Source organism: Curvibacter sp. CHRR-16 (assembly GCF_018474005.1).
GTDB lineage: Bacteria > Pseudomonadota > Gammaproteobacteria > Burkholderiales > Burkholderiaceae_C > Allorhodoferax.
Genome location: NZ_JAHCSH010000001.1, coordinates 276,623 through 297,160, shown reverse-complemented (window position 1 = coordinate 297,160; position 20,538 = coordinate 276,623). Strand labels below are relative to the sequence as shown.

Annotated in this window: 19 protein-coding genes and 1 pseudogene; 9 read left to right on the top strand and 11 right to left on the bottom strand. The window is 56.1% G+C overall.

Annotated elements, in window-relative coordinates; all coding sequences use genetic code 11:
- Window positions 1-27 precede the first annotated feature (27 nt).
- From urtA to KIK84_RS01410, 5 genes are all read right to left on the bottom strand, one after another.
- Entirely contained in the window at window positions 28-1,293 is a 1,266-nt protein-coding gene (urtA, locus tag KIK84_RS01430) for an urea ABC transporter substrate-binding protein (protein WP_214121200.1), read from the bottom strand.
- Window positions 1,294-1,449: 156 nt separating this feature from the next.
- Window positions 1,450-2,190 (bottom strand): DODA-type extradiol aromatic ring-opening family dioxygenase, encoded by a 741-nt coding sequence (locus KIK84_RS01425; RefSeq protein WP_250207721.1) that lies wholly within the window; start codon window positions 2,188-2,190, stop codon window positions 1,450-1,452.
- An 82-nt stretch (window positions 2,191-2,272) separates the two neighbouring features.
- Window positions 2,273-2,845 (bottom strand): YceI family protein, encoded by a 573-nt coding sequence (locus KIK84_RS01420; protein WP_214121198.1) that lies wholly within the window; start codon window positions 2,843-2,845, stop codon window positions 2,273-2,275.
- A 53-nt stretch (window positions 2,846-2,898) separates the two neighbouring features.
- Complete coding sequence (locus KIK84_RS01415) at window positions 2,899-3,468, bottom strand: YceI family protein (protein WP_214121197.1); 570 nt, start codon at window positions 3,466-3,468, stop codon at window positions 2,899-2,901.
- A 26-nt stretch (window positions 3,469-3,494) separates the two neighbouring features.
- A complete protein-coding gene (locus KIK84_RS01410; RefSeq protein WP_214121196.1) occupies window positions 3,495-4,058 on the bottom strand; it encodes a cytochrome b in 564 nt (187 codons plus the stop codon).
- Between the two features lie 121 nt (window positions 4,059-4,179).
- On the opposite strand from KIK84_RS01410, the gene KIK84_RS01405 reads away from it, so the two are divergent.
- Entirely contained in the window at window positions 4,180-5,916 is a 1,737-nt protein-coding gene (locus KIK84_RS01405) for a type IV pilus assembly protein FimV (protein ID WP_214121195.1), read from the top strand.
- Between the two features lie 15 nt (window positions 5,917-5,931).
- Here KIK84_RS01405 and KIK84_RS01400 read toward each other — a convergent pair whose 3' ends face one another.
- A complete protein-coding gene (locus KIK84_RS01400) occupies window positions 5,932-6,939 on the bottom strand; it encodes a D-2-hydroxyacid dehydrogenase family protein (RefSeq protein ID WP_214121194.1) in 1,008 nt (335 codons plus the stop codon).
- 122 nt (window positions 6,940-7,061) lie between these two features.
- On the opposite strand from KIK84_RS01400, the gene ribBA reads away from it, so the two are divergent.
- The 7 genes from ribBA to tolA are packed head-to-tail and all read left to right on the top strand — an operon-like array spanning window position 7,062 to window position 12,443.
- A complete protein-coding gene (gene ribBA, locus KIK84_RS01395) occupies window positions 7,062-8,177 on the top strand; it encodes a bifunctional 3,4-dihydroxy-2-butanone-4-phosphate synthase/GTP cyclohydrolase II (RefSeq protein ID WP_214121193.1) in 1,116 nt (371 codons plus the stop codon).
- A 25-nt stretch (window positions 8,178-8,202) separates the two neighbouring features.
- Complete coding sequence (gene ribH, locus KIK84_RS01390) at window positions 8,203-8,676, top strand: 6,7-dimethyl-8-ribityllumazine synthase (RefSeq protein WP_214121192.1); 474 nt, start codon at window positions 8,203-8,205, stop codon at window positions 8,674-8,676.
- Window positions 8,677-9,180, top strand: coding sequence for a transcription antitermination factor NusB (gene nusB, locus KIK84_RS01385; protein ID WP_214121191.1), 504 nt, complete (start codon window positions 8,677-8,679; stop codon window positions 9,178-9,180).
- A 15-nt stretch (window positions 9,181-9,195) separates the two neighbouring features.
- Window positions 9,196-10,383 carry a pyridoxal phosphate-dependent aminotransferase gene (locus KIK84_RS01380; protein ID WP_214121190.1) on the top strand — a complete coding sequence of 396 codons (1,188 nt, stop codon included), beginning with the start codon at window positions 9,196-9,198 and terminating at the stop codon, window positions 10,381-10,383.
- A 14-nt stretch (window positions 10,384-10,397) separates the two neighbouring features.
- Window positions 10,398-11,096, top strand: a complete 699-nt coding sequence (gene tolQ / locus KIK84_RS01375; protein WP_214121189.1) for a protein TolQ — start codon at window positions 10,398-10,400, stop codon at window positions 11,094-11,096.
- A 6-nt stretch (window positions 11,097-11,102) separates the two neighbouring features.
- Window positions 11,103-11,540 carry a biopolymer transporter ExbD gene (locus tag KIK84_RS01370; protein WP_214121188.1) on the top strand — a complete coding sequence of 146 codons (438 nt, stop codon included), beginning with the start codon at window positions 11,103-11,105 and terminating at the stop codon, window positions 11,538-11,540.
- A 24-nt stretch (window positions 11,541-11,564) separates the two neighbouring features.
- Window positions 11,565-12,443: a cell envelope integrity protein TolA gene (tolA, locus tag KIK84_RS01365; protein WP_214121187.1), complete on the top strand. Its 879-nt coding sequence runs from the start codon at window positions 11,565-11,567 to the stop codon at window positions 12,441-12,443.
- Here tolA and dnaE read toward each other — a convergent pair.
- From dnaE to KIK84_RS01340, 5 genes and pseudogenes are all read right to left on the bottom strand, one after another.
- Entirely contained in the window at window positions 12,440-16,003 is a 3,564-nt protein-coding gene (dnaE, locus tag KIK84_RS01360) for a DNA polymerase III subunit alpha (protein WP_214121186.1), read from the bottom strand. The genes tolA and dnaE overlap by 4 nt on opposite strands.
- Before the next feature lie 48 nt (window positions 16,004-16,051).
- Window positions 16,052-16,828, bottom strand: coding sequence for a polysaccharide deacetylase family protein (locus KIK84_RS01355; protein WP_214121185.1), 777 nt, complete (start codon window positions 16,826-16,828; stop codon window positions 16,052-16,054).
- Window positions 16,829-16,855: 27 nt separating this feature from the next.
- Window positions 16,856-18,163, bottom strand: a pseudogene (locus tag KIK84_RS01350) (MFS transporter); the annotation flags it as partial.
- Between the two features lie 26 nt (window positions 18,164-18,189).
- Window positions 18,190-18,726: a flavodoxin family protein gene (locus KIK84_RS01345; RefSeq protein WP_214121183.1), complete on the bottom strand. Its 537-nt coding sequence runs from the start codon at window positions 18,724-18,726 to the stop codon at window positions 18,190-18,192.
- Window positions 18,727-18,770: 44 nt separating this feature from the next.
- Window positions 18,771-19,475, bottom strand: a complete 705-nt coding sequence (locus KIK84_RS01340) for a pirin family protein (protein WP_214121182.1) — start codon at window positions 19,473-19,475, stop codon at window positions 18,771-18,773.
- Between the two features lie 104 nt (window positions 19,476-19,579).
- Here KIK84_RS01340 and KIK84_RS01335 point away from each other — a divergent pair, with 104 nt between their 5' ends.
- A complete protein-coding gene (locus KIK84_RS01335) occupies window positions 19,580-20,527 on the top strand; it encodes a LysR family transcriptional regulator (protein ID WP_214121181.1) in 948 nt (315 codons plus the stop codon).
- Window positions 20,528-20,538 lie beyond the last annotated feature (11 nt).

The window sequence follows — 20,538 nt, the reverse complement described above, 5'->3', positions numbered from 1 at the left end:
CTTTAGGAGCTAGATGCGATCCAATGCTTACTTCTTGACAGGCTCGTCAGGCTTGCCAGCATTGCCTTCGATGTAGGGGCTCCAAGGCATGGCTTTGACAGGGCCGGGGGTCTTCCACACCACGTTGAACTGGCCATCGGCCTTGACTTCGCCAATGAACACAGGCTTGTGCAAGTGGTGGTTCTTTTCGTCCATCTTGGCGGTAAAGCCAGAAGGGGCTTTGAAGGTCTGGCCCCCCATGGCGGCAATGACCTTATCCACATCGGTGGACTTGGCTTTCTCCACCGCTTGCTTCCACATGTTGATGCCGATGTAGGTGGCTTCCATCGGGTCGTTGGTCAAAGGCTTGTCTTTGTGACCAGCAATGCCCTTGGCCTTGGCGTATGCGCTCCACTTCTTGATGAACTCGTCGTTGGTAGGGTTCTTCACGCTCATGAAGTAGTTCCAAGCAGCCAAGTGGCCGACCAATGGCTTGGTGTCTACGCCGCGCAGTTCTTCTTCACCCACGCTAAAGGCCACCACAGGAACGTCTTTGGCCTTGAGACCTTGGTTGCCCAGCTCTTTGTAGAACGGCACGTTGGAGTCGCCGTTGATGGTGGAGATCACAGCAGTTTTCTTGCCTTCGGAAGAGAACTTCTTGATCTTGCCGATGATGGTTTGGTAGTCCGAGTGGCCGAAGGGGGTGTACTCCTCCATGATGTCGGACTCGGCAATGCCCTTGCTCTTTAAGAAAGCGCGCAGGATTTTGTTGGTGGTGCGGGGGTACACATAGTCAGTACCCAAGAGCACAAAGCGCTTGGCAGAGCCACCGTCTTTGCTCATCAGGTATTCCACAGCGGGAATGGCTTGCTGATTAGGAGCAGCGCCGGTGTAGAACACGTTTTTGCTCAGCTCTTCACCCTCGTACTGCACGGGGTAGAACAGCAGGCCGTTGAGTTCTTCGACCACGGGCAGCACGGATTTGCGCGACACCGAAGTCCAGCAACCAAAGATGACGGCCACTTTGTCTTGGGTTAGCAACTGCTTGGTTTTCTCAGCAAACAGGGGCCAATTGGAGGCGGGGTCTACCACCACAGGTTCGAGCTTTTTGCCCAAAACGCCACCCTTGGCATTGATTTCATCGATGGCCATGAGCACGGTGTCTTTGAGAACCGTCTCCGAAATGGCCATGGTGCCTGAGAGGCTGTGCAGCACACCTACTTTGATGGTGTCTGCTGCGAAGGCGGGAACCGCAGACAGAGAGGACAGGGCTACGGCAGCAGTCAGTGCCTTGAGCGTAAAGCGACGTTGCATGTGGGCTTCTCCAGAAGTTGAACAGAACCAAACCAGTCTTGCAGCGCTGCCAGCCATGCTGGGCCAGTGGCCCAAGGCTGTCTGTCAGCGTTGAATTGACTGTAGGTTGGCTGCTGGAAATGCCCAATACGCCAGGTGGCGTACATAGCTGGCGTACTACTGAAAGCGGAAACTGGATGCAGTGATGCCGCCGAAAAAGTCTTCCTCGTGGTAAATGCACGTGGCATCGCCCTGCTCTGCCGCACCGACGGCGACCATGAGGGGAATCAGGTGCTCCTCACGCGGATGGCACTGGCGTGCTGCGGGGGCGCTTTCCCACTGCAGCAATTGGGCACTGCGCTCTGCAGGACTGGCAGCCAAAGTGGCCTGCAACCAGTCGTCGAACACTTTCGAGACTTGTTTGGCTGGGGGGCCAAACGCACGCAAATTGTGGAAACTCAGGCCGCTGGCGACGATGAGAACACCCTCATCGCGCAGGGGGGCCAAACTGCGCCCAATGGCCAAATGCTCGGCTGGGTTCAAGCCGCGCTTGAGCGACATTTGCAGCACAGGCACTTGCGCCTGCGGGTACATCACGGCCAATGGCACAAAGCTGCCGTGGTCGTAACCGCGGGTAGGGTCTATGGCCAACGATTGGCCAGCGCTTTCCAGCAAGGTTTTGACGCGCTCAATGCGATCCACCGCGCCGGGTGCCGGGTACACCACCTCGTAAGTGTGGGCAGGAAAGCCGCCATAGTCGTACACCATGCCAGGCTGCGTGCTGCCCGACACGGTGACGTGGAACTCTTCCCAATGCGCCGTCACCATCAAAATGGCTTGGGGCACTTGTGGCAACTGCTGCGGGATGCCCTGCAAGGATCGCGTCAGCATTTGCATAGCAGGAGCCATTTCTGGCATCCAGGGCCAAGGACCACCTCCGTGCGACAAATAGTACGTGGGCAGTCTGGCACTGGACACAGGGACTCCGTTTGAACTGGGTTTATTGCTTCACTGCTTCTACTTGGATGACCAAGCGCACGTTCTTAGGGAAGCCCCATTGCACGCCGTAGTCCATACCAAATGCAGTGCGGTCGATAGTGGCCTCAAAGTCACCACCGCACACTTCGCGCTTGATCATGGGGTTTTCGTAGCAGTTGAACTTGGTAGCCTTCAACACCACGGGGTTGGTCTTACCGTGCAGTGTCAGGTTACCAGCCACTTCGGTGACTTTGTCGCCAGCGAAGGAAAACTTGTCGGCTTCAAACTTGATGGTGGGGTACTTGGCTGCATCAAACAGGTCAGGGCTTTGCAAGTGCTTGTTGAAAGCTTCTGTGCCGGTGTTGATAGACGTGGTATCGACTGTGATGCTGACCTTGCCAGACTTGCCTTTTTCCAGCTGCACAGTGCCTTCTTTCTTGTCGAAACGGCCACGGTTGGTGGTAGTACCGAAGTGGTCGATCTCGAAAGTCACAAAAGTGTGGGTAGGATCAATGGCGTAGTTAGCAGCTTGTGCATGGGCTGCGCCAGATAGAGCCGCTGCGGCCAAAGCGAGGGTGATTGCAGTTTTACGCATGGTTTCTCCTGTGAAACAAAGGGTTGGTTAAAAAATAGAAATAACAACAAAAATCAGAATTTGCCCACACCTGTGAGGGCCAACTTGAACTTGACTTGCACATCGTCAGCGACCATGGACGTATCAGCCCACTCGCCTTCACCGATCTTGTAGGTCAGGCGCTTGATAGCAAAGCTGCCTGTGGCAGTGGTGTTGGCACCGCTCTGGGTCAGCGTCACGGGGACGACCACATCGCTGCTGGCACCTTTGATACTGAGCTTGCCAGCCACTTCAAACTTGCCACCCCCCAAACCTTTGATGCTGGTGGACTGGAAGGTAGCCTGCGGGAATTTGGCTGTGTTGAACCACACGGACTTGGGCAATTCGGCATCGGTTTCTTTCACGCCCAATGTGGCGCTGGCCACATCGACGGTGAAAGCAATCTTGCTGGTAGCAGGTTTGGCGGGATCAAAGTTGAGCTGGGCATCAAACTTTTTGAAGTGCCCTTCAACGGGCACGCCCATTTGCTTGCTAACGAATGCAATCTCGCTTTGGGCTGAAACCAGTTTTTGCTGTGCCATGGCAGGGCTAGCGACTGCAGCGGCCAACGCTGCTACTGAGACCCAACGGTTGAGAGTGGTCATAAATACTCCTGTCAATAAGTAAGCGGTTAACGGCCTAGGCGCATGCGGTTGATCAGGCCATCTTTGTCGATGAAGTGGTGCTTGAGTGCTGCACCGATGTGCAGCAAAGCCAAACCCACGAGGGCAAAAGCACTCAACTCGTGCCAAGGCTTGATCAGCTCTGCCAAGGCTTTGTCAGCGGGCACAAAGTCGGGCAATGGCAGGACGCCAAACACCACGATGGGGAAACCCGCTGCAGAGCTATACGCCCAGCCAATCAGGGGCACCGCAAAAAACAGCACATACAGCATGTGGTGGGTGCCATGGTGGGCCATGCGCTGCCACGCCGGCATGGCCGCTGTGACCGAGGCAGGCAACTCTGGTGGACGGTGCGTCAAGCGCCACACCAAACGCAGTACGGTAAGTGCTAAAAACGTTATACCTACCCACTTATGCCAGTTGTAGAGCTTTAGGCGTGTGGGAGAGAAAGGCAAATCAGCCATGTACAGCCCCATGCCGAATAAGCCAAAAATCACGAGTGCCAACAACCAATGCATCACAATGGCTGGCATGCTGTAACGTTGGATAGAGATAGGTGTTTGCTGTGTCATGGCTGGGGAGTCTAGGGATTCAGATGGCATATTTTTTGAATGCGATTGTTGAGTAAGTTCAAATTAAATGAATGTGGCCAAGCCCATCCACTCCTAATCAGCATGCGAAAATGAAGCCATCATGCAGTTAAGAGTTTTCCAGCCATTTGCAGCCACCCCCTTGGTTTTATGCAGTGCGCTGACCCATGCCGCAGTACTGGGTCCCGTGCAAGGCCCAGTCTATCTGGGGCAAGCACTGAACATCGCTGTGGAAGTACAACTCAGTACCGAGGATGAGCGAAGCCGCTTTTGTCTGGAAAGCGAAATACTGTATGGCGAGACCCGCAAGCACGTAGGCTTGCTTACCCTGCCAAACAGCCTGCCACCAGCAGGACAGCCATTTGCCATACGCATTCAGCATGCCGCATCGGTAGATGAACCTGTAGTGACTGTGGTTTTGCGCGACAAATGTTCGGGAAAAACCACCCGCCGTTACGTTTTGCTGGCAGATCCGCCACCGCATGCGACTGCAACAGCCCAAGCGCCCCTCAAGCCAACGCCGGTTGAGATTTACGCCACCCCTGCAACCACTGTGGCAGCAACACCGCTGCAACCACTGGCAACGCCAAGCGAGTCCACAACCCGCACGCCAGCCGCATCAAAAAGTGCCGCAAAGCCCCCTATTGCCGACACGACCAACAACAAACAAACCGTTAAAAGTACCGCGCCAGCGACTGGGCAACGACCCCGATTGCGCGTTACAGCATTGGATTGGACACTAGAAACAGCACCAGCACTCAAACTCTCTTCCGAGCTTGCAACACCCCCGAGCGAAAACCCTGAACAGCGACTGGCTGCTGCAGCTTTGTGGAAGGCCATCAACCAATCCCCCGAAGACATTCAGCACAATGCGGCGCGCATTGAACAACTGGAAAAAGCCGTCGCCAAACTGGGTGAACAAGACAAGCAAAACCAACAACGCATAGATGCCGTCTTAAACCAACTGGAGGCAAGCCAGCAAGCACGCTACACCAATCCTTTGGTCTATGCCATAGGGCTATTGAGTCTGTCTTTGATAGCCGCCGTAGCTTGGCTATGGCGACAAAATCGCCAACTCTTGTTGGACAAACAGCCTTGGTGGGAAGAGCACACCCGCACCGCATCCGATATACGGCGACAAACACATCTGTCGGATATGCCTGCAGTGTCTTCAAATGCCCCCGCCCTGCATACCGCTGAGACGCTGCCAAGCCAACACATTGAGCTGAGCGATCCCGAATCCGACAACATCACCATCCAACAAAGCCCCAGTGCTTTCACCGCTCCAGCCTCTGTGCAAGCCTATGTGCCAAACGATGCTGCGCCTGATACCGGAGTTTTGTTGTCGGCCGACTTGGACGATTTGCGCCAACAGGCTGATTTCTTCATGGCGCTTGGCGAGCACGATGAAGCAATCGCCATCTTGGAGCAGCAAATCCGAGAGCGGCCCTACTCTGCACCAGGTCTGTACTTGGATCTGCTCAAAGCTTTGCACCTGCTGGGACGTCGTGTGCACTTCGAGCAATACCGCGCCCAGTTTGAAATGATTTTCATGGGTTTGATCCCCTCATTTGAGGAGTGGGGCATGCCACACGATGTGCTGGAAGAGTTTCCAGACGTTTGCCAAGGCATTGCTGTGCGCTGGCCACAAGCAGAAGGATTGGAGTACATCTCAGGATTACTGCGCGTGGGCTCACCCCTCTCGTCACACCGCTTCTCTTTGGGAGCACTGCAAGAACTGCTGTACCTCAATGATCTGCTGCGCTTCATGCTTTATGGAGAGCAAGAGGGTCAACGCATCAGCACATCTTTTGGCAAACTCGATTTGGTGATCGAGTAAGCCAAAGAGCCATCGTCAACGACGCACTTGCAAAGCACCCGGATTAACGATATTGCTGGGCAAGCCTTTGATGAAGTTGACCACGTTATCAAAGGCTGATCCCATCATCAACTCGTAGTTGTCCACCTCTACATACCCAATGTGGGGGGTGCAAATGCAGTTTTCCAAGCGCAGCAAAGCATGGCCTTGCAAAATAGGCTCAGACTCGAACACATCCACCGCCGCACAACCCGGATGGCCTCGGTTCAAGGCTGCAATGAGGGCATCTTTCTCCACCAAATCAGGGTGCGAGGTATTGACCAACAATGCGGTGTTTTTCATCAATGCCAAGTCATCCGAACTCACCACACCACGGGTCTGATCGGTTAAGCGCAAATGCAAGCTCAACACATCGCTGTGGCTGAAAAATTGTTCTTTTGACTCAGCCACTTCCAGCCCTGACGCCGACGCCGCCAAACGTGAGGCGTCACTGCCCCACACCATGACCTGCATGCCAAAAGCTTGCCCGTAGGTGGCTATCCGCTTACCAATCTGGCCATAGCCCCAAATACCCAACTTTTTGCCATGCAAAGTTTGCCCCAAACCAAAATTGGTCGGCATCGCCGCCGTTCGTAAGCCCGATTGCTGCCATGCCCCATGCTTGAGGTTGCCAATGTACTGGGGCAAACGTCGCATTGATGCCATGACCAAGGCCCACGTCAATTCTGCAGCGGCTACAGGATTCTCCGCTCCTTGCGCCACAGCAATACCACGCTCGGTACAGGCCTGCACATCGATATGACTGCCCAAGGAACCAGCCTGAGAAATAAGTTTGAGCTTGGGCAACTTTTCCAGTAATTGGCGGGTAATGTTGGTACGGTCTTTGATCAGCACCAACACATCGGCATCACGCAATCGGATGGAGAGTTGACCTATTCCTTTGACCGTATTGGTGTACACCTTGGCAGCGTAGGGATCGAGCTTGTCTGCGCATTGCAGTTTGCGCACTGCGTCCTGATAGTCATCCAGAATCACGATATTCATAACAGTGATTGTGCCTTTACTTTTACTGCGTGCAAGCCCAAGACCTCACCCGTTGGGCAAAGCGGCGATAATCTTGGGCTACTTGCGTGCCATCCGAGCCTGAAGCCCACGAAAGATTGTCTATGACTGCCCTCCCCCCCGTTGCCATATCCCCCATTCACGAAATCGTTGCCGAGATACAGGCTGGCCGCATGGTTATTTTGGTTGATGAAGAGGATAGGGAGAATGAAGGTGATTTGGTCATTGCAGCCGACCACATCACACCCGAGGCGATCAACTTCATGGCGAAATATGGCCGGGGGCTGATTTGTCTAACCCTCACCCGTGAGCGCTGCGAACACCTGCGCCTGCCGCCCATGGCAGCCCGCAACGGCACGGTTTACAGCACTGCCTTCACCGTATCGATTGAAGCGGCCGAAGGGGTCACCACCGGCATTTCTGCCGCTGACCGTGCCCGCACCGTACAAGCTGCCGTAGCGCCACACGCCAAACCCAGTGATCTGGTGCAACCTGGCCACATTTTTCCGCTGCAAGCAGTAGATGGGGGCGTGCTCATGCGTGCGGGTCACACAGAAGCCGGTTGCGACCTAGCCGCCATGGCAGGTTGCGCCCCCGCTTCCGTGATTTGCGAAATCATGAATGACGATGGCACCATGGCCCGCCTACCGGACTTGCAAGTCTTTGCGGCCCAGCATGGTTTGAAAATCGGCACGATTGCTGATCTGATTGAATACCGCAGCCGCACCGAGTCGTTGATTCAACATCGGGGTAGCAAGAGCCTGCAAACCACCCACGGCACTTTCACCGCCCACCTGTACCAAGACAGTGCTGGCGCTGCCACCCACATGGCATTGGTCTGCGGCCAATGGAATGCTGACGAACCCATCCCCGTGCGCGTGCACGAACCTCTGTCGGTGCTTGATCTCTTAGAAGTAGATCGCACCATGCACTCATGGGATTTGAGCCGTGCCCTGCAATTCATACAACAAGAGCGCAAAGGCGTGGTAGTACTACTCAACTGTGGCGAAAGCACCGACCAACTGGTAGCCCAGTTTGAAGGGACAGCCCGAGCCGCCCAAGCCCCAGCAAGAGGCCGCATGGACTTGCGTACCTACGGTGTAGGGGCGCAAATTCTGCTGCACTGCGGTGTACACAAAATGCGCTTACTTGGCAGCCCACGCCGCATGCCCAGTATGGCAGGCTACAACCTTGAAATCACCGGCTACATCCCTTCCTAACCCCTATTGAACTGGACGAATCACTATGTTTGGTGCTGACAAAGGCCACGCGGCCAACAACGACAAACGCCTCGACGGAGCCAAGCTCCACATCGGTGTGGTGCAAGCCCGTTTCAACGCAGCCATTACCGACATCCTCTGGCAAGCCTGCAAAACCGAATTGCTGGCTTTGGGCGTAGCAGAAAAAGACATCCACCATGTCACCGTTCCTGGCGCATTGGAGGTACCCGTGGCCTTACAAGCGATGGCAGAAAAAGGCTCATACGATGTCCTCATCGCCTTGGGGTGCATCATCCGCGGCGAAACCTACCACTTCGAGCTGGTTGCCAACGAATCTGGCGCAGGTGTTACGCGCATTGCGCTGGACTACCAATTGCCCGTGGCCAATGCCATTTTGACCACCGAGAACGAAGCACAAGCCATTGCCCGCCAGACGGAAAAAGGCGTGGATGCTGCCCGCGTAGCCGTGGAAATGGCGAACCTGCTTGAGGACATTTGAATGAGTGACAACACCAAACCCAGCCAACTCAAATCCAACGGCGGACGCAAAGCCAGCACCAAAAGCCCGCGTACCCGCGCCCGTGAATTCGCACTGCAAGGACTCTACCAACACCTTGTAGGTGGCCAAGGCTTGGAGGTGATTGATCCCTTTACACGCGACTTGTCGGGCTTTAACAAAGCCGATGCAGCGCACTTTGATGCCTTGCTGCATGGATGCGTAGAGCAATCGACCACTTTGGATGAGCGCTTGCTGCCTTGGCTAGACCGCCCCATGGCGGAAATCTCTCCCATTGAACATGCTGCCATGTGGATTGGTGTGTACGAGTTTTTGCACTGCCCAGACATTCCATGGCGCGTTATCATCAACGAAAGCGTGGAATTGACCAAAGAATTTGGTGGCACCGATGGGCATAAATACGTCAATGGTGTGCTCAACCGTGCGGCCCAAGACATCCGCAGCTTGGAAATCGCGGCTGACAAGAAATCGGATAAACCAGCCTGATAGGGCTTGTTTCGTATGCGTATCAGCTCTCGTGCCCAAGCCATTGAGCCGTTTTATGTGATGGAAGTGGCCAAAGCGGCTATCCGCCAAGCCCAAGCTGCCGCCCATAGCGATAAACCCATGGTCTTCCTCAACATTGGGGAGCCGGACTTCACCGCACCACCAGATGTACAACAAGCCGCCCAAGCCACCATAGCCGCTGGTAGTACCCAATACACACAAGCTACAGGGCTACCTGCTTTGCGCGAGCGCATCAGCCAATGGTATGCACAGCGTTTTGGTTTGCACGTGGAAGCTGACCGCATCGTCATCACCGCAGGGGCGTCGGCGGCCTTGCAACTGGCTTGCTTGGCCTTGGTCGATCCGGGGGATGAAATCCTCATGCCCGACCCCAGCTACCCATGCAACCGCCATTTCGTTACAGCCGCTGGTGGGATCACCCGCATGCTGCCCGCTTCTGCTGCGCAACGTTTTCAACTCAGTGCTGAACAAGTAGCCCAAGCATGGACACCCGCCACGCGCGGCATCATGCTGGCTTCGCCATCGAACCCGACGGGCACCTCCATTGCACCCGACGAGTTGCGCCGCATCCATGCCACCGTCCAGTCGCATAGCGGCATTTGCCTCGTCGATGAAATTTATCTGCCACTGAGCTACGACGAGCAATTCGGCCAAACGGCCCTGCACATTGCCGACGACATCATCAGCATCAACAGTTTCTCCAAGTACTTCAACATGACCGGTTGGCGTTTGGGCTGGATGGTGGTGCCACCTGCACTGGTTCCCGTAATGGAGCGACTGGCGCAGCACCTCTTTATCTGCCCGAGCACCGTATCACAGCAAGCCGCTTTGGCCTGTTTCGAACCCGAAAGCTTGGCTTTGTACGAACAGCGTCGGGCTGAGTTCAAACAACGGCGTGATTATTTTGTGCCAGCGCTGGCAGAACTGGGCCTTCATGTCCCTGTGATGCCTGATGGTGCTTTCTATGCTTGGGCCAACTGCACGGAACTTTGCCAGCGTTTGGGCATCTCCAACAGTTGGGATCTGGCTTTTGCGCTATTGGAGCAGGCCCATGTCGCCATCACGCCGGGACGTGATTTTGGCCAGCACCAGACTGAGCAATTTGTACGCTTTTCAACGGCCAATTCGCTGCAACAGCTTGAAACCGCGGTAGATCGCATCCGCACTCTGATCCGCACCTAACCTGCAACACGACTATGAACCAAGACCTGTCGATTGTTCACCTTGTTCTCAATGCCAGTCTGGTAGTACAGGCTGTCATGGCTTTGCTGCTATTGGTATCGGTCAGCAGCTGGGCTTCCATCTTCCATAAAATTTTCACTCTCAAACGCATACGCCGTGAAAACGACGCGTTCGAGCGTGAGTTTTGGTCCGGTGCCTCGCTCAATGATTTGTTCCAAACCGCCCAGCGCAAAGGTGCCAACTGCGGACCAATGGAACGCATCTTTTTCAGCGGCATGCTGGAATACCAAAAACTGCGCGAACGCCGTGTCGCCGACGTTGGCATGCTGATGGACGGAGCCCGCCGCGCCATGCGCGCCAACTTCCAACGCGAAATGGACGAAGCAGAATCGAACCTGTCTTTGCTGGCATCCGTTGGCTCCGTATCGCCTTATGTGGGCTTGTTTGGCACAGTATGGGGCATCATGCATGCCTTCAATGGTTTGGGGGCACTGCAGCAAGTGACCCTCTCTACCGTGGCACCCGGTATTGCCGAAGCCTTGGTGGCCACTGCCATTGGCTTGTTTGCCGCCATTCCAGCAGTGGTGGCGTACAACCGCTTTGCCCGCGATTTGGATCGCATTGCCATCCAGCAAGAGACCTTCATTGAAGAGTTTTCCAACATCCTGCAGCGCAACATCAGCGTGCAGCCCGGTGCCACCAGCAACCGCTAATACACCATGCCAGCCGTAACACACCGCGGTCGTGGCCGCCGAGGCATCAACGAAATCAACATGGTGCCCTTCATCGATGTGATGTTGGTGCTGCTCATCATCTTCATGGTGACAGCGCCCCTCATCACGCCCAGCATGATCGACCTGCCCAGCGTGGGCAAAGCCGCACGCCAGCCCGACCAAGTGATAGAGGTCATCGTCGGCAAGCAAGACAAGCTGGAATGGAAATGGCAACAAAACAAACACCCAGTCGCCCTCAAGGACTTGGTGGACTCCATTGGCCAAGCCCAGAAAGACGCAGCCATAGATCCCAGTCGCTTCGCAGTAGTGATTAGCGCCGACAAAACAATAGCCTATGAATCGGTCGTCAAAGTGATGGACACCTTGCAACGTGCAGGCATCCAGCGCGTCGGTTTATCCGTACAACTCAACACTGGCAACTAAAGGCTCTAGGCCCTCTCGTTCACCATGTTTACCGCGTCTCGCTACGAGCTTCCTCCCCAAAACAAAGGTGTGCCTTGGGGGTCACTGCTGTTGGCTTTTGTAGCCCATGCACTGCTGGTAGCCATTTTGGCTGCAGGCGTAGCCTGGAAACGTGATGCGGTTGTAGTGGGGGTGGAGGCAGAGCTGTGGTCTGCTGTACCGCAAAGTGCAGGCCCGGCTCCCGAAGAAGCGCCACAAGAAAACATACCGCCCGAACCGCAAGAGGAAATCTTGCCCAAAGAAGCAACGCCCCCAGCCCCACCGCCTGCACCTGCCATAGACCAAGCGCAAATTGCCCGCGAGAAGCTGCGTGAACAGAAAAAGGCCCAAGAGCAGCAAGCCGCCTTGGACAAAGCCGCCAAAGAAAAAGCCAGCAAAGACAAAGCAGAGCAGCAAGCCAAAGCTGACAAAGAAAAAGCCGACAAAACCAAACAAGACAAGCTGGCTAAGCAAGCCGAGCAAGATCTGCAACGCAAGGCAGAGCAGCAGCGCAAAGAGCAACTGCAGCGTTTAGCGGGCTTGGCAGGCGGTTCTGGTTCCGGCGCTGCAGGCCCGGGTGGGCGCGATGGCCAAACCAGCGGCCCCTCGGCCAACTACTTGGGCAAAGTGGCAGGTGCCATCAAAGCCAATATCACCTTCACCGACACCCAACGCAGCAGCATTAATGGCAATCCAGGGGTAGATATCGACATCCGCGCCCTGCCCGATGGCAGCATGTTGGATCCTGTTTTGGTTAAATCCAGCGGCAATAAAGCATGGGATGACGCCGTGTTGGCTGCCATAGCCAAAACCCCACGCATCCCACGGGACAGCGATGGACGCGCGCCCAGCCGCATCCCCTTCACCTTCCGCCCCAACGATTAATCGAACACGATCTGCGCTTGGCCTTCGTGGGCCAGCGCACGCCAGTCGGCCAAGGCCGCATCGCTGGGGAAGAACTTGGCCGCATCGCCCAAGTGCAACTCTACTTGCGCACCCAGCAGCTCAGCGCTTTCTGGTGCCATGGCTTGCAATTGCAAACGCACGCCCAGACCACGCACCAATTCACCCGCTTCGGACTCTTCGCGTACGGGAGGAAAGTCTTGCAATAAACGCTCGATATCAGGCCCCGTTTGGTCAGCCTGCAACTGCAGTGCCACACGCAAGTATTTGCCAAATCGGCAACGCGCCTGCTCCAAACTCCATACTTGTTGCACCGTGAACTGCATCCCCCCCGAGAAACGATCGGGCATGGCTTTGCCGATGGTGATGATCAGCTCATCATCCTTGAGCAAATCGCGGTAGGTGTTGAGCAAGGCCTCGTCGGCCCGTGCGTCGATGGTGGCGGATTTGTCATCCAACTTGAACAGCGCCAACTTGCCGCGCTGGCCATTGATGACCCGCAAATCCGACACGATACCGGCTATGAGTTGCGGTTCGCGACTGTCTTGCAATTCGTCAATCGGACGCTTGGCAAAACGACGCACCTCGGCAGCGCAGGCATCAAACAAATGACCTGACAAATAAAACCCGATGGCTGTTTTCTCGTGACCTAGGGTTTCTTTCACACCCCATGGCAAAGCCTGCACCATGTCGGGCTCTTGGGTGCTGGAACCATGGCCATCGTCCATGTCAAAGAGACCCACTTGGTTGGCGTTGGCGGCGCTGGCGGCCGCAAATTCAAACGCCAAATCCAAGCTTTGCAGCATGGCATTGCGGTTGAGATTGATGCAATCAAACGCCCCCGCTTTGATGAGCGCTTCCACGCAGCGCTTGTTCAGGCGTGTGCGCTCGACGCGGCGGGCGAAGTCAAACAAACTCTTGAACGGGCCGTCCTCCCCCGTAGGGCCACGGCCTTCGCGCGCAGCCACGATGGCCTCAATGGCCTGCTCGCCCGTGCCTTTGACAGCGCCCAAGCCATAACGGATTTCTTTGTTCGAAATCGGCTCAAAGCGGTAGCGGCCCCGGTTGATGTTGGGCGGCTCGAACTGGATGCCAAACGCTTGCGCATCGTCCACCAACACCTTGAGCTTGTCGGTGTTGTCCATTTCCACGGTCATGTTGGCGCAGAAAAACTCCACCGTGTAATGCACCTTGATCCACGCCGTGTGGTAAGCCAAAAGCGAATACGCTGCCGCGTGCGACTTGTTAAAGCCATAGCCCGCGAACTTTTCCATCAAGTCGAAAACCTCGTCGGCTTTCTCTTGCGGTATGCCGTGGGTCTTGAGTGCACCAGCGCGGAAGATGTCCCGGTGCTGATCCATCTCCTCTTTTTTCTTCTTCCCCATGGCTCGGCGCAGCAAGTCAGCGCCACCGAGCGAGTAGCCGCCCAGTATCTGCGCCGTCTGCATCACCTGCTCTTGGTAGACCATGATGCCGTAGGTCTCAGACAGCATCTCGGCCACCGCCGGGTGCGGGTACTCCACTTCTTCACGGCCATGTTTACGCGCCACAAAGCTGGGAATCAGATCCATAGGCCCCGGGCGGTACAAAGCGTTGAGCGCAATCAGGTCTTCCAAGCGGCTGGGCTTGGCATCGCGCAACATGCCTTGCATGCCGCGACTTTCAAACTGGAACACCGCCTCAGTACGGCCTTCACTAAACAGTTTGTAGACCGGCGCGTCATCAAGTGGCAAGTTTTCGTAGGCAAATCCTTGCTGGCCCGGATGGCGTTTGCGGATGAACTCAGCCGCAATTTCCAAAATGGTGAGCGTGGCCAAGCCCAAGAAGTCGAACTTGACCAAGCCAATGGCTTCCACATCGTCTTTGTCGTACTGGCTTACTGCCGAGTCGCTACCGGGCTGCTGGTATAGCGGGCAAAAGTCAGTCAGCTTGCCCGGGGCGATCAACACCCCACCCGCGTGCATACCGATGTTGCGCGTCAGCCCTTCGAGCTTGCGCGCCATCTCCAGCAGCATCTTGACTTCTTCTTCCTTCTCTTCGCGCTCGGCCAGAATCGGCTCGGCCTCGGTGGCGTAGATGTACTTGTCGCTCTTTTTGCCATCGGTGGGCGGTAGCTGCAGCGTGACGTTGGTGCCGGGCTTGTTGGGAATGAGCTTGGAAATGCCATCGCAGAATGTGTAGCTCAAGTCCAGCACACGGCCCACGTCGCGGATCACGCCGCGCGCGGCCATGGTGCCGAAGGTGGCAATCTGGCTCACCGCATCACGGCCATATTTGTCCTTCACGTACTCGATCACGCGGTCGCGGTTGCCCTGACAGAAGTCGATGTCAAAGTCCGGCATCGACACACGCTCGGGGTTCAAGAAACGCTCGAACAGCAGGTTGTAGCGCAACGGATCCAGGTCGGTAATTTTGAGCGCATAGGCCACCAAAGAGCCCGCACCAGAGCCCCGGCCCGGCCCCACGGGGCAGCCATTGTTCTTGGCCCAGGTAATGAAGTCCGACACGATGAGGAAGTAGCCCGGAAAGCCCATCTTCAAGATGGTGTCCAGCTCAAAGTCCAGCCGCTGCACGTAGCGCGGCATCTCTGCTTCGCGTTCAGTAGGGTCCGGATACAGGTGCACCATGCGCTCCTTGAGCCCTTCGAGCGAGGCATAGCGGAAATACTCCTCCGTGCTCATCACCTGCCCATTGACCTCAGGGATGGGGAAATTGGGCAACTGCGGCTTGCCCAGCACCAGCGTCAGGTTGCAGCGCTTGGCAATCTCCACCGTATTGGCAATGGCCGATGGAACGTCGGCAAACAGCGCCTCCATCTGCTCCTGGCTTTTGAAGTACTGCTCGGTCGTGAAACGGCGCACGCGCTTGGGATTGCTCAGTATTTCGCCCTCGGCAATGCAAATACGCGCTTCGTGCGCTTCGTAGTCCTCGGGATGGGTGAACTGAATGGGGTGGGTCGCCACTACAGGCAACTTCATGCGCCCAGCCAGCCGGATGGCAGCGCGCACATGGGCCTCGTCATCCGAGCGGCCTGCGCGCTGCAGTTCGATGTAAAAGCGGTGCGGAAACCAGCCTGCCAAGCGCAGTGCCAGATCGTGGGCACGAGCCATATCGCCCAACACCAAAGCTTGGCCCAAAGGGCCCGCTTGGGCACCGCTGAGCAAAATCAAACCTTCGTTGAGCTCCTGCAGCCACTCGTGCTTGACCAAAGGCAGGTTCTTCACCACGTTTTTGGTAAATCCACGGGCTAACAGTTCAGAGAGGTTCAGGTAGCCCTGCTTGTTTTGCACCAAGAGCAGCACCCGCACCGGGACAGTCGGATCGTCACCAAAACCTTCCAGCGATACTTCAGCCCCCAACATCGGCTTGACACCTTTGCCGCGCGCAGTCTTGTAAAACTTCAGCCCACCAAAAATATTGTGCAAATCACTGATACCCAGCGCTGGCTGGCCATCGGCCACCGCAGCTTGTACAGCGTCATCAATGCGTGTCGTGCCATCGACAACGGAATACTCGGTATGCAGGCGCAAATGAACAAACATAGCTTGGGATTGTAGGGGCGGCCCAGTGCGGCAAAACGAGCCTTGGCCCTAGACCGACAGCACCACACTGCGCAGGTTATGGGCCTGCAGGGTTTGCAAAAACTTCGGCAGCACGGCCAATACAAGCGCTTGCCCGCTATCGGTGTGTGCCATGTGGGGGCCATCGTGCAGCAGCACAATATCTCCGCCTTGCAAACGCTGGCTCAGGCGCTGCAGCACCACGGTAGGGTCGGCACACACGGTGTCGTAGGGACGCCGCGTCCAGCTCACTAGCTGAAGCTGATGGCGTTCCAAAATGGGCTGCAAAAACAGATTGCGCAAACCCGCCACCGCCCGAAACAACTGAGGCATACGACCTACGGTATCGGCAATGCTGCGCTGAGCGCTGACGATTTCACGCTCCATCGCTTTAGGTCCCAAGAGCGAGAAATGCTTGTAGTGGTGCTGCGTGTGGTTCTCTATGTGGTGACCACGGGCCACGATCTCACGCGCCAAAGCGGGGTATTGCAACACCCGCTGCCCAATACAAAAGAAGGTGGCTTGCGCACCCGCGGCATCGAGCATGTCCAGCACCTGCGGCGTATGCTCTGGGTGGGGACCATCGTCCAAGGTCAGCCCTACACAGCCTTGCTGGGCCCAAGGTTCAGGCAAGCGGGTGATATTGGGCCCAAGCCAGTTCACACGTGGCAACAAACCACCAGCCGCCAAAAACGCATGGTTGGCCACCACGGCACCAGCCGCCACTGGCCATGCTGCACTATGGGCCCAGACCAAACCCAGCGCAGCGCCATGCACCGCTAAGGTGGAGGCTGTCAGCAACTGCATGGTTTAGGCCTTACCCCCTGCGAGGGTCACAAAGCGGCTCCAGTACTCAGGCACAGCGCGAAACAACAGAACGGCTGCCACCACATTGAGCACGCCCACCCCCAGCAAAACCTCAGGAATGGTGAAGCCCACAGACAACAAAACACCCGCTACCAAGGAGCTGACGATCATGAACAAGGCGTTGAGGATGTTGTTGCACGCAATCACGCGGGCACGGTGGGTTTCGGGGCAGCGTAGCTGGATCAGGGCGTACATCGGTACGCTAAACACACCGGCAAAGAGGCTGAGCAAAAACAAATCGGCCAGCACCCGCCAGTGCGGGCCGTAGGACAAAAAGGCGGCTACGCCCATCAAATCCGAAGCGGGCAAACCGCGCATGGCAAAGTACAAATCCACACTGAAGAGCGTCATGCCCAAGGCCCCTGCGGGCACCAGCCCCAGCTCCAAACGCCGTGGGCACAGCACTTCACACAAGACCGACCCCGTGCCCACCCCCACCGAAAACACCACCAACAGCAGCGAAGCCACCTGCTCATTACCGTGCAGCACATCTTTGGCCAAACTGGGGAACAGACTCAAAAATACGGCACCAAAAAACCACATCCAGCTAATGCCTAGTAAGGTGCGAAACACCTGCGGCCACTGGCGTGCCATTTGCACATTGCGCCACGTTTCGGTCAATGGATTCCAATTCATGCGCAGTTGCGGATCTGCAGGCGCAACAACAGGCACTGCTTGGGCTGCCAACCGCCCCACGATAGCTACCAGCAAGCACGCGCCGGCTACGTACTCACGCCCTACCCCCGGTATGGCAATAAGCAAACCTCCTGTGAGCTGCCCCAGCAAGATGGCGATGAATGTGCCCATCTCCACCATGCCATTGCCGCCTGTGAGTTCGGCTTCGCTGAGCACTTGGGGTAAGTAGGCGTACTTGACCGGGCCAAACAAGGTGGAATGCAACCCCATCAAAAACACACAGCCCAGCAGCACTGCCACTTGCTCTGCCAAGAAGCCCCACCCAGCCAAAAGCATGATGGCGATTTCAAGATTTTTGACCCACCGGATGATGGTGGTTTTGTTGTATTTGTCAGTGAGTTGTCCCGCCGTGGCCGAAACCAGCACCATGGGCAAGATGAACAAACCCGCGATGACCAAACCCGCCAACTGGGTTGGCAGCCAAGCCACCTGCAACTGGTAAGTCACCAGCACTGTGAAAGCGAATTTGAAAATGTTGTCGTTCGCGGCACCGCAAAATTGGGTGAGGAACAAAGGGCCATAGCGGCGTTGGCCCAAAAGCGAGAACTGGTTGGAGTGGCTCATGCACCCATTGTGCATGAGCCACGTAAGCTGTGTGCTAGAGATTAACCACGCAGTTTGGCGGCAATTTCAGCCACGCGCTTGCCATAAACCTTGGCCGTTTCCAAATCGCCGGTGTGCAGTTCTTCGGCGGACTTGGTGGGGCCTTCTTGCGCAGCCATAGCACCTGTGAATGAACCCAAACGGTTGATGTTGCCATCATTCATAGCAGACAAGCCGACCCACACCATACCGTGTTGCATGGCCAAAGTCACAAAGGACTGGATGGTAGACAACTTGTCACCACTGGGGCTGTTAGAGCAAGTAAATCCACCTGCGACCTTGTCAGCCCAACCGCGGACAAACCAACGCTTGCTGGAAGCGTCAGAGAATTTCTTGAACTGCCAAGACGCAGAGCCCATGTAGGTGGGAGCACCAAAAATGATAGCGTCAGCAGCATCCAATGTGGACCATTGGGCTTCGGTGAGATCCCCGTTGGCATCAATCGCCACCAATTCAGCGCCTGCGCCTTCGGCTACGAATTGGGCAACGCGTTGGGTGTGGCCATAGCCAGAGTGGTAAACAACAACAGTTTTAGTCATACAAGTTCTCCTAGTTGAACAAAGGGGGGTGAGAAAAATCCAAATTACGGAGCCAAATCGAACACCAGCACTTCGGCATCGTGCCCTTGCTGCAGTTGCAGCACCGACTCGTTGGCCAACATGGCTGCATCGCCGCCATGCAGCGCTTGCCCATTTACCGCCACCTGGCCACGCACCACGTGCACATAGGCTTTGCGGCTTGTGTCCAAAGCCAGGACCACAGAATCATCACCATCGAGCATGGTGCTGTAGAGCTTGGCATCGGCATTCCACAGCATAGAAGGCTGGTCAGCCTCGTGCTGCGATGCCACCAATACCAAACGGCCTTGCTTGTCAGCAGGGGCAATATGGTTTTGGGCATAACCGGGTTCGATGCCTGCCTCAGCAGGTTCCACCCATATTTGCAGAAAGTGGGTAAGCTGCTGCGGGGCATGGTTGAATTCGCTGTGCCGCACGCCACTGCCCGCACTCATGCGCTGTACGTCACCAGCAGGAATGGCCGTGACATTGCCCATAGAGTCTTGATGGGCCAAGGAACCAGACAGCACGTAACTGACGATCTCCATGTCTTGGTGACCATGGGTACCAAAGCCCATGCCCGGAGCAATGCGATCCTCATTGATAACACGCAAGTTGCCCCACCCCATGAAAGCGGGGTCGTAGTAACCAGCAAACGAAAAACTGTGGAAGGACTTGAGCCAGCCGTGATCGGCGTAGCCGCGGTCTTGGGATTTGCGAATGGTCAACATACAGCCTGTCCTCCTGAACGTAACTGTAGGGGGACACCCCCACCCAGCAGGGTGATGGACTTTGATGGCATCATTCGATTAATTTCAATAAAACAACCCCCATCATGCAAAACGCGCGCAACTACCTCACGCCAGATGCATTGGCCATGCTGCAAACCATCCACAAGCTGGGCAGCTTTGCCGCAGCAGCGCGCGAATTGGGTTTGGTGCCCAGCGCGCTGACTTACCGGGTACGCCAAATTGAGGATGCGCTGGATGTGCTCTTGTTTGACCGCAGCTCACGCCAAGCCAAATTGACCGAAGCAGGGCATGAATTACTGCGCGAGGGCAATCGCCTGCTAGAAGAGATAGATGCCATAGCCAACCGTGTTCGGCGCGTAGCCACTGGCTGGGAGCCACAACTGACAATAGCCGTGGACACGATGATTGCCAGAGCACCCATCATGGAGTTGTGCGAAAGTTTTTTGAGTCAAAACCCACCCACACGCATACGCCTGCGCGAAGAGACTTTGGCAGGCACACAAGAGGCTTTGACCTCCGGTCAGGCCGATTTGGCCATTGGCATCACCCATGCCACCTCGCTGCCGCAAGGCATTGCATACGCACCATTGGGTGAAATGATGTTTGTGTACGCCGTGGCACCACACCATATATTGGCCAGCGCACCCGAACCGTTGAGCGATGAAACCATCCAGCAACATCGGGCTATTGCCATCGCCGATACAGTGCAACGAGGAACTGCCCAAACGCAAGGTTTGCTCGCAGGCCAAGACGTCCTCACCGTCCCCAGCCTCAACGCCAAATTGGACGCCCAACTGCGCGGATTGGGCGGTGGCAACCTCCCCCTGCCTATTGCACAACCCTATTTTGAAACGGGTCGTTTGGTTCGCAAAGCCATTACGCGCGACCCCCGCACGGTGGTCTTCAGTTACGCATGGCGCAAAGGCAAAAACGCCAGCGTCGGCCGCGCACTGCAATGGTGGTTACAGCAACTAGAAAGCACCAAAACCCGCCAAGCGCTGATGCAAGCCCACAGAGGCAACCTCACATAACAAGGTTTTGC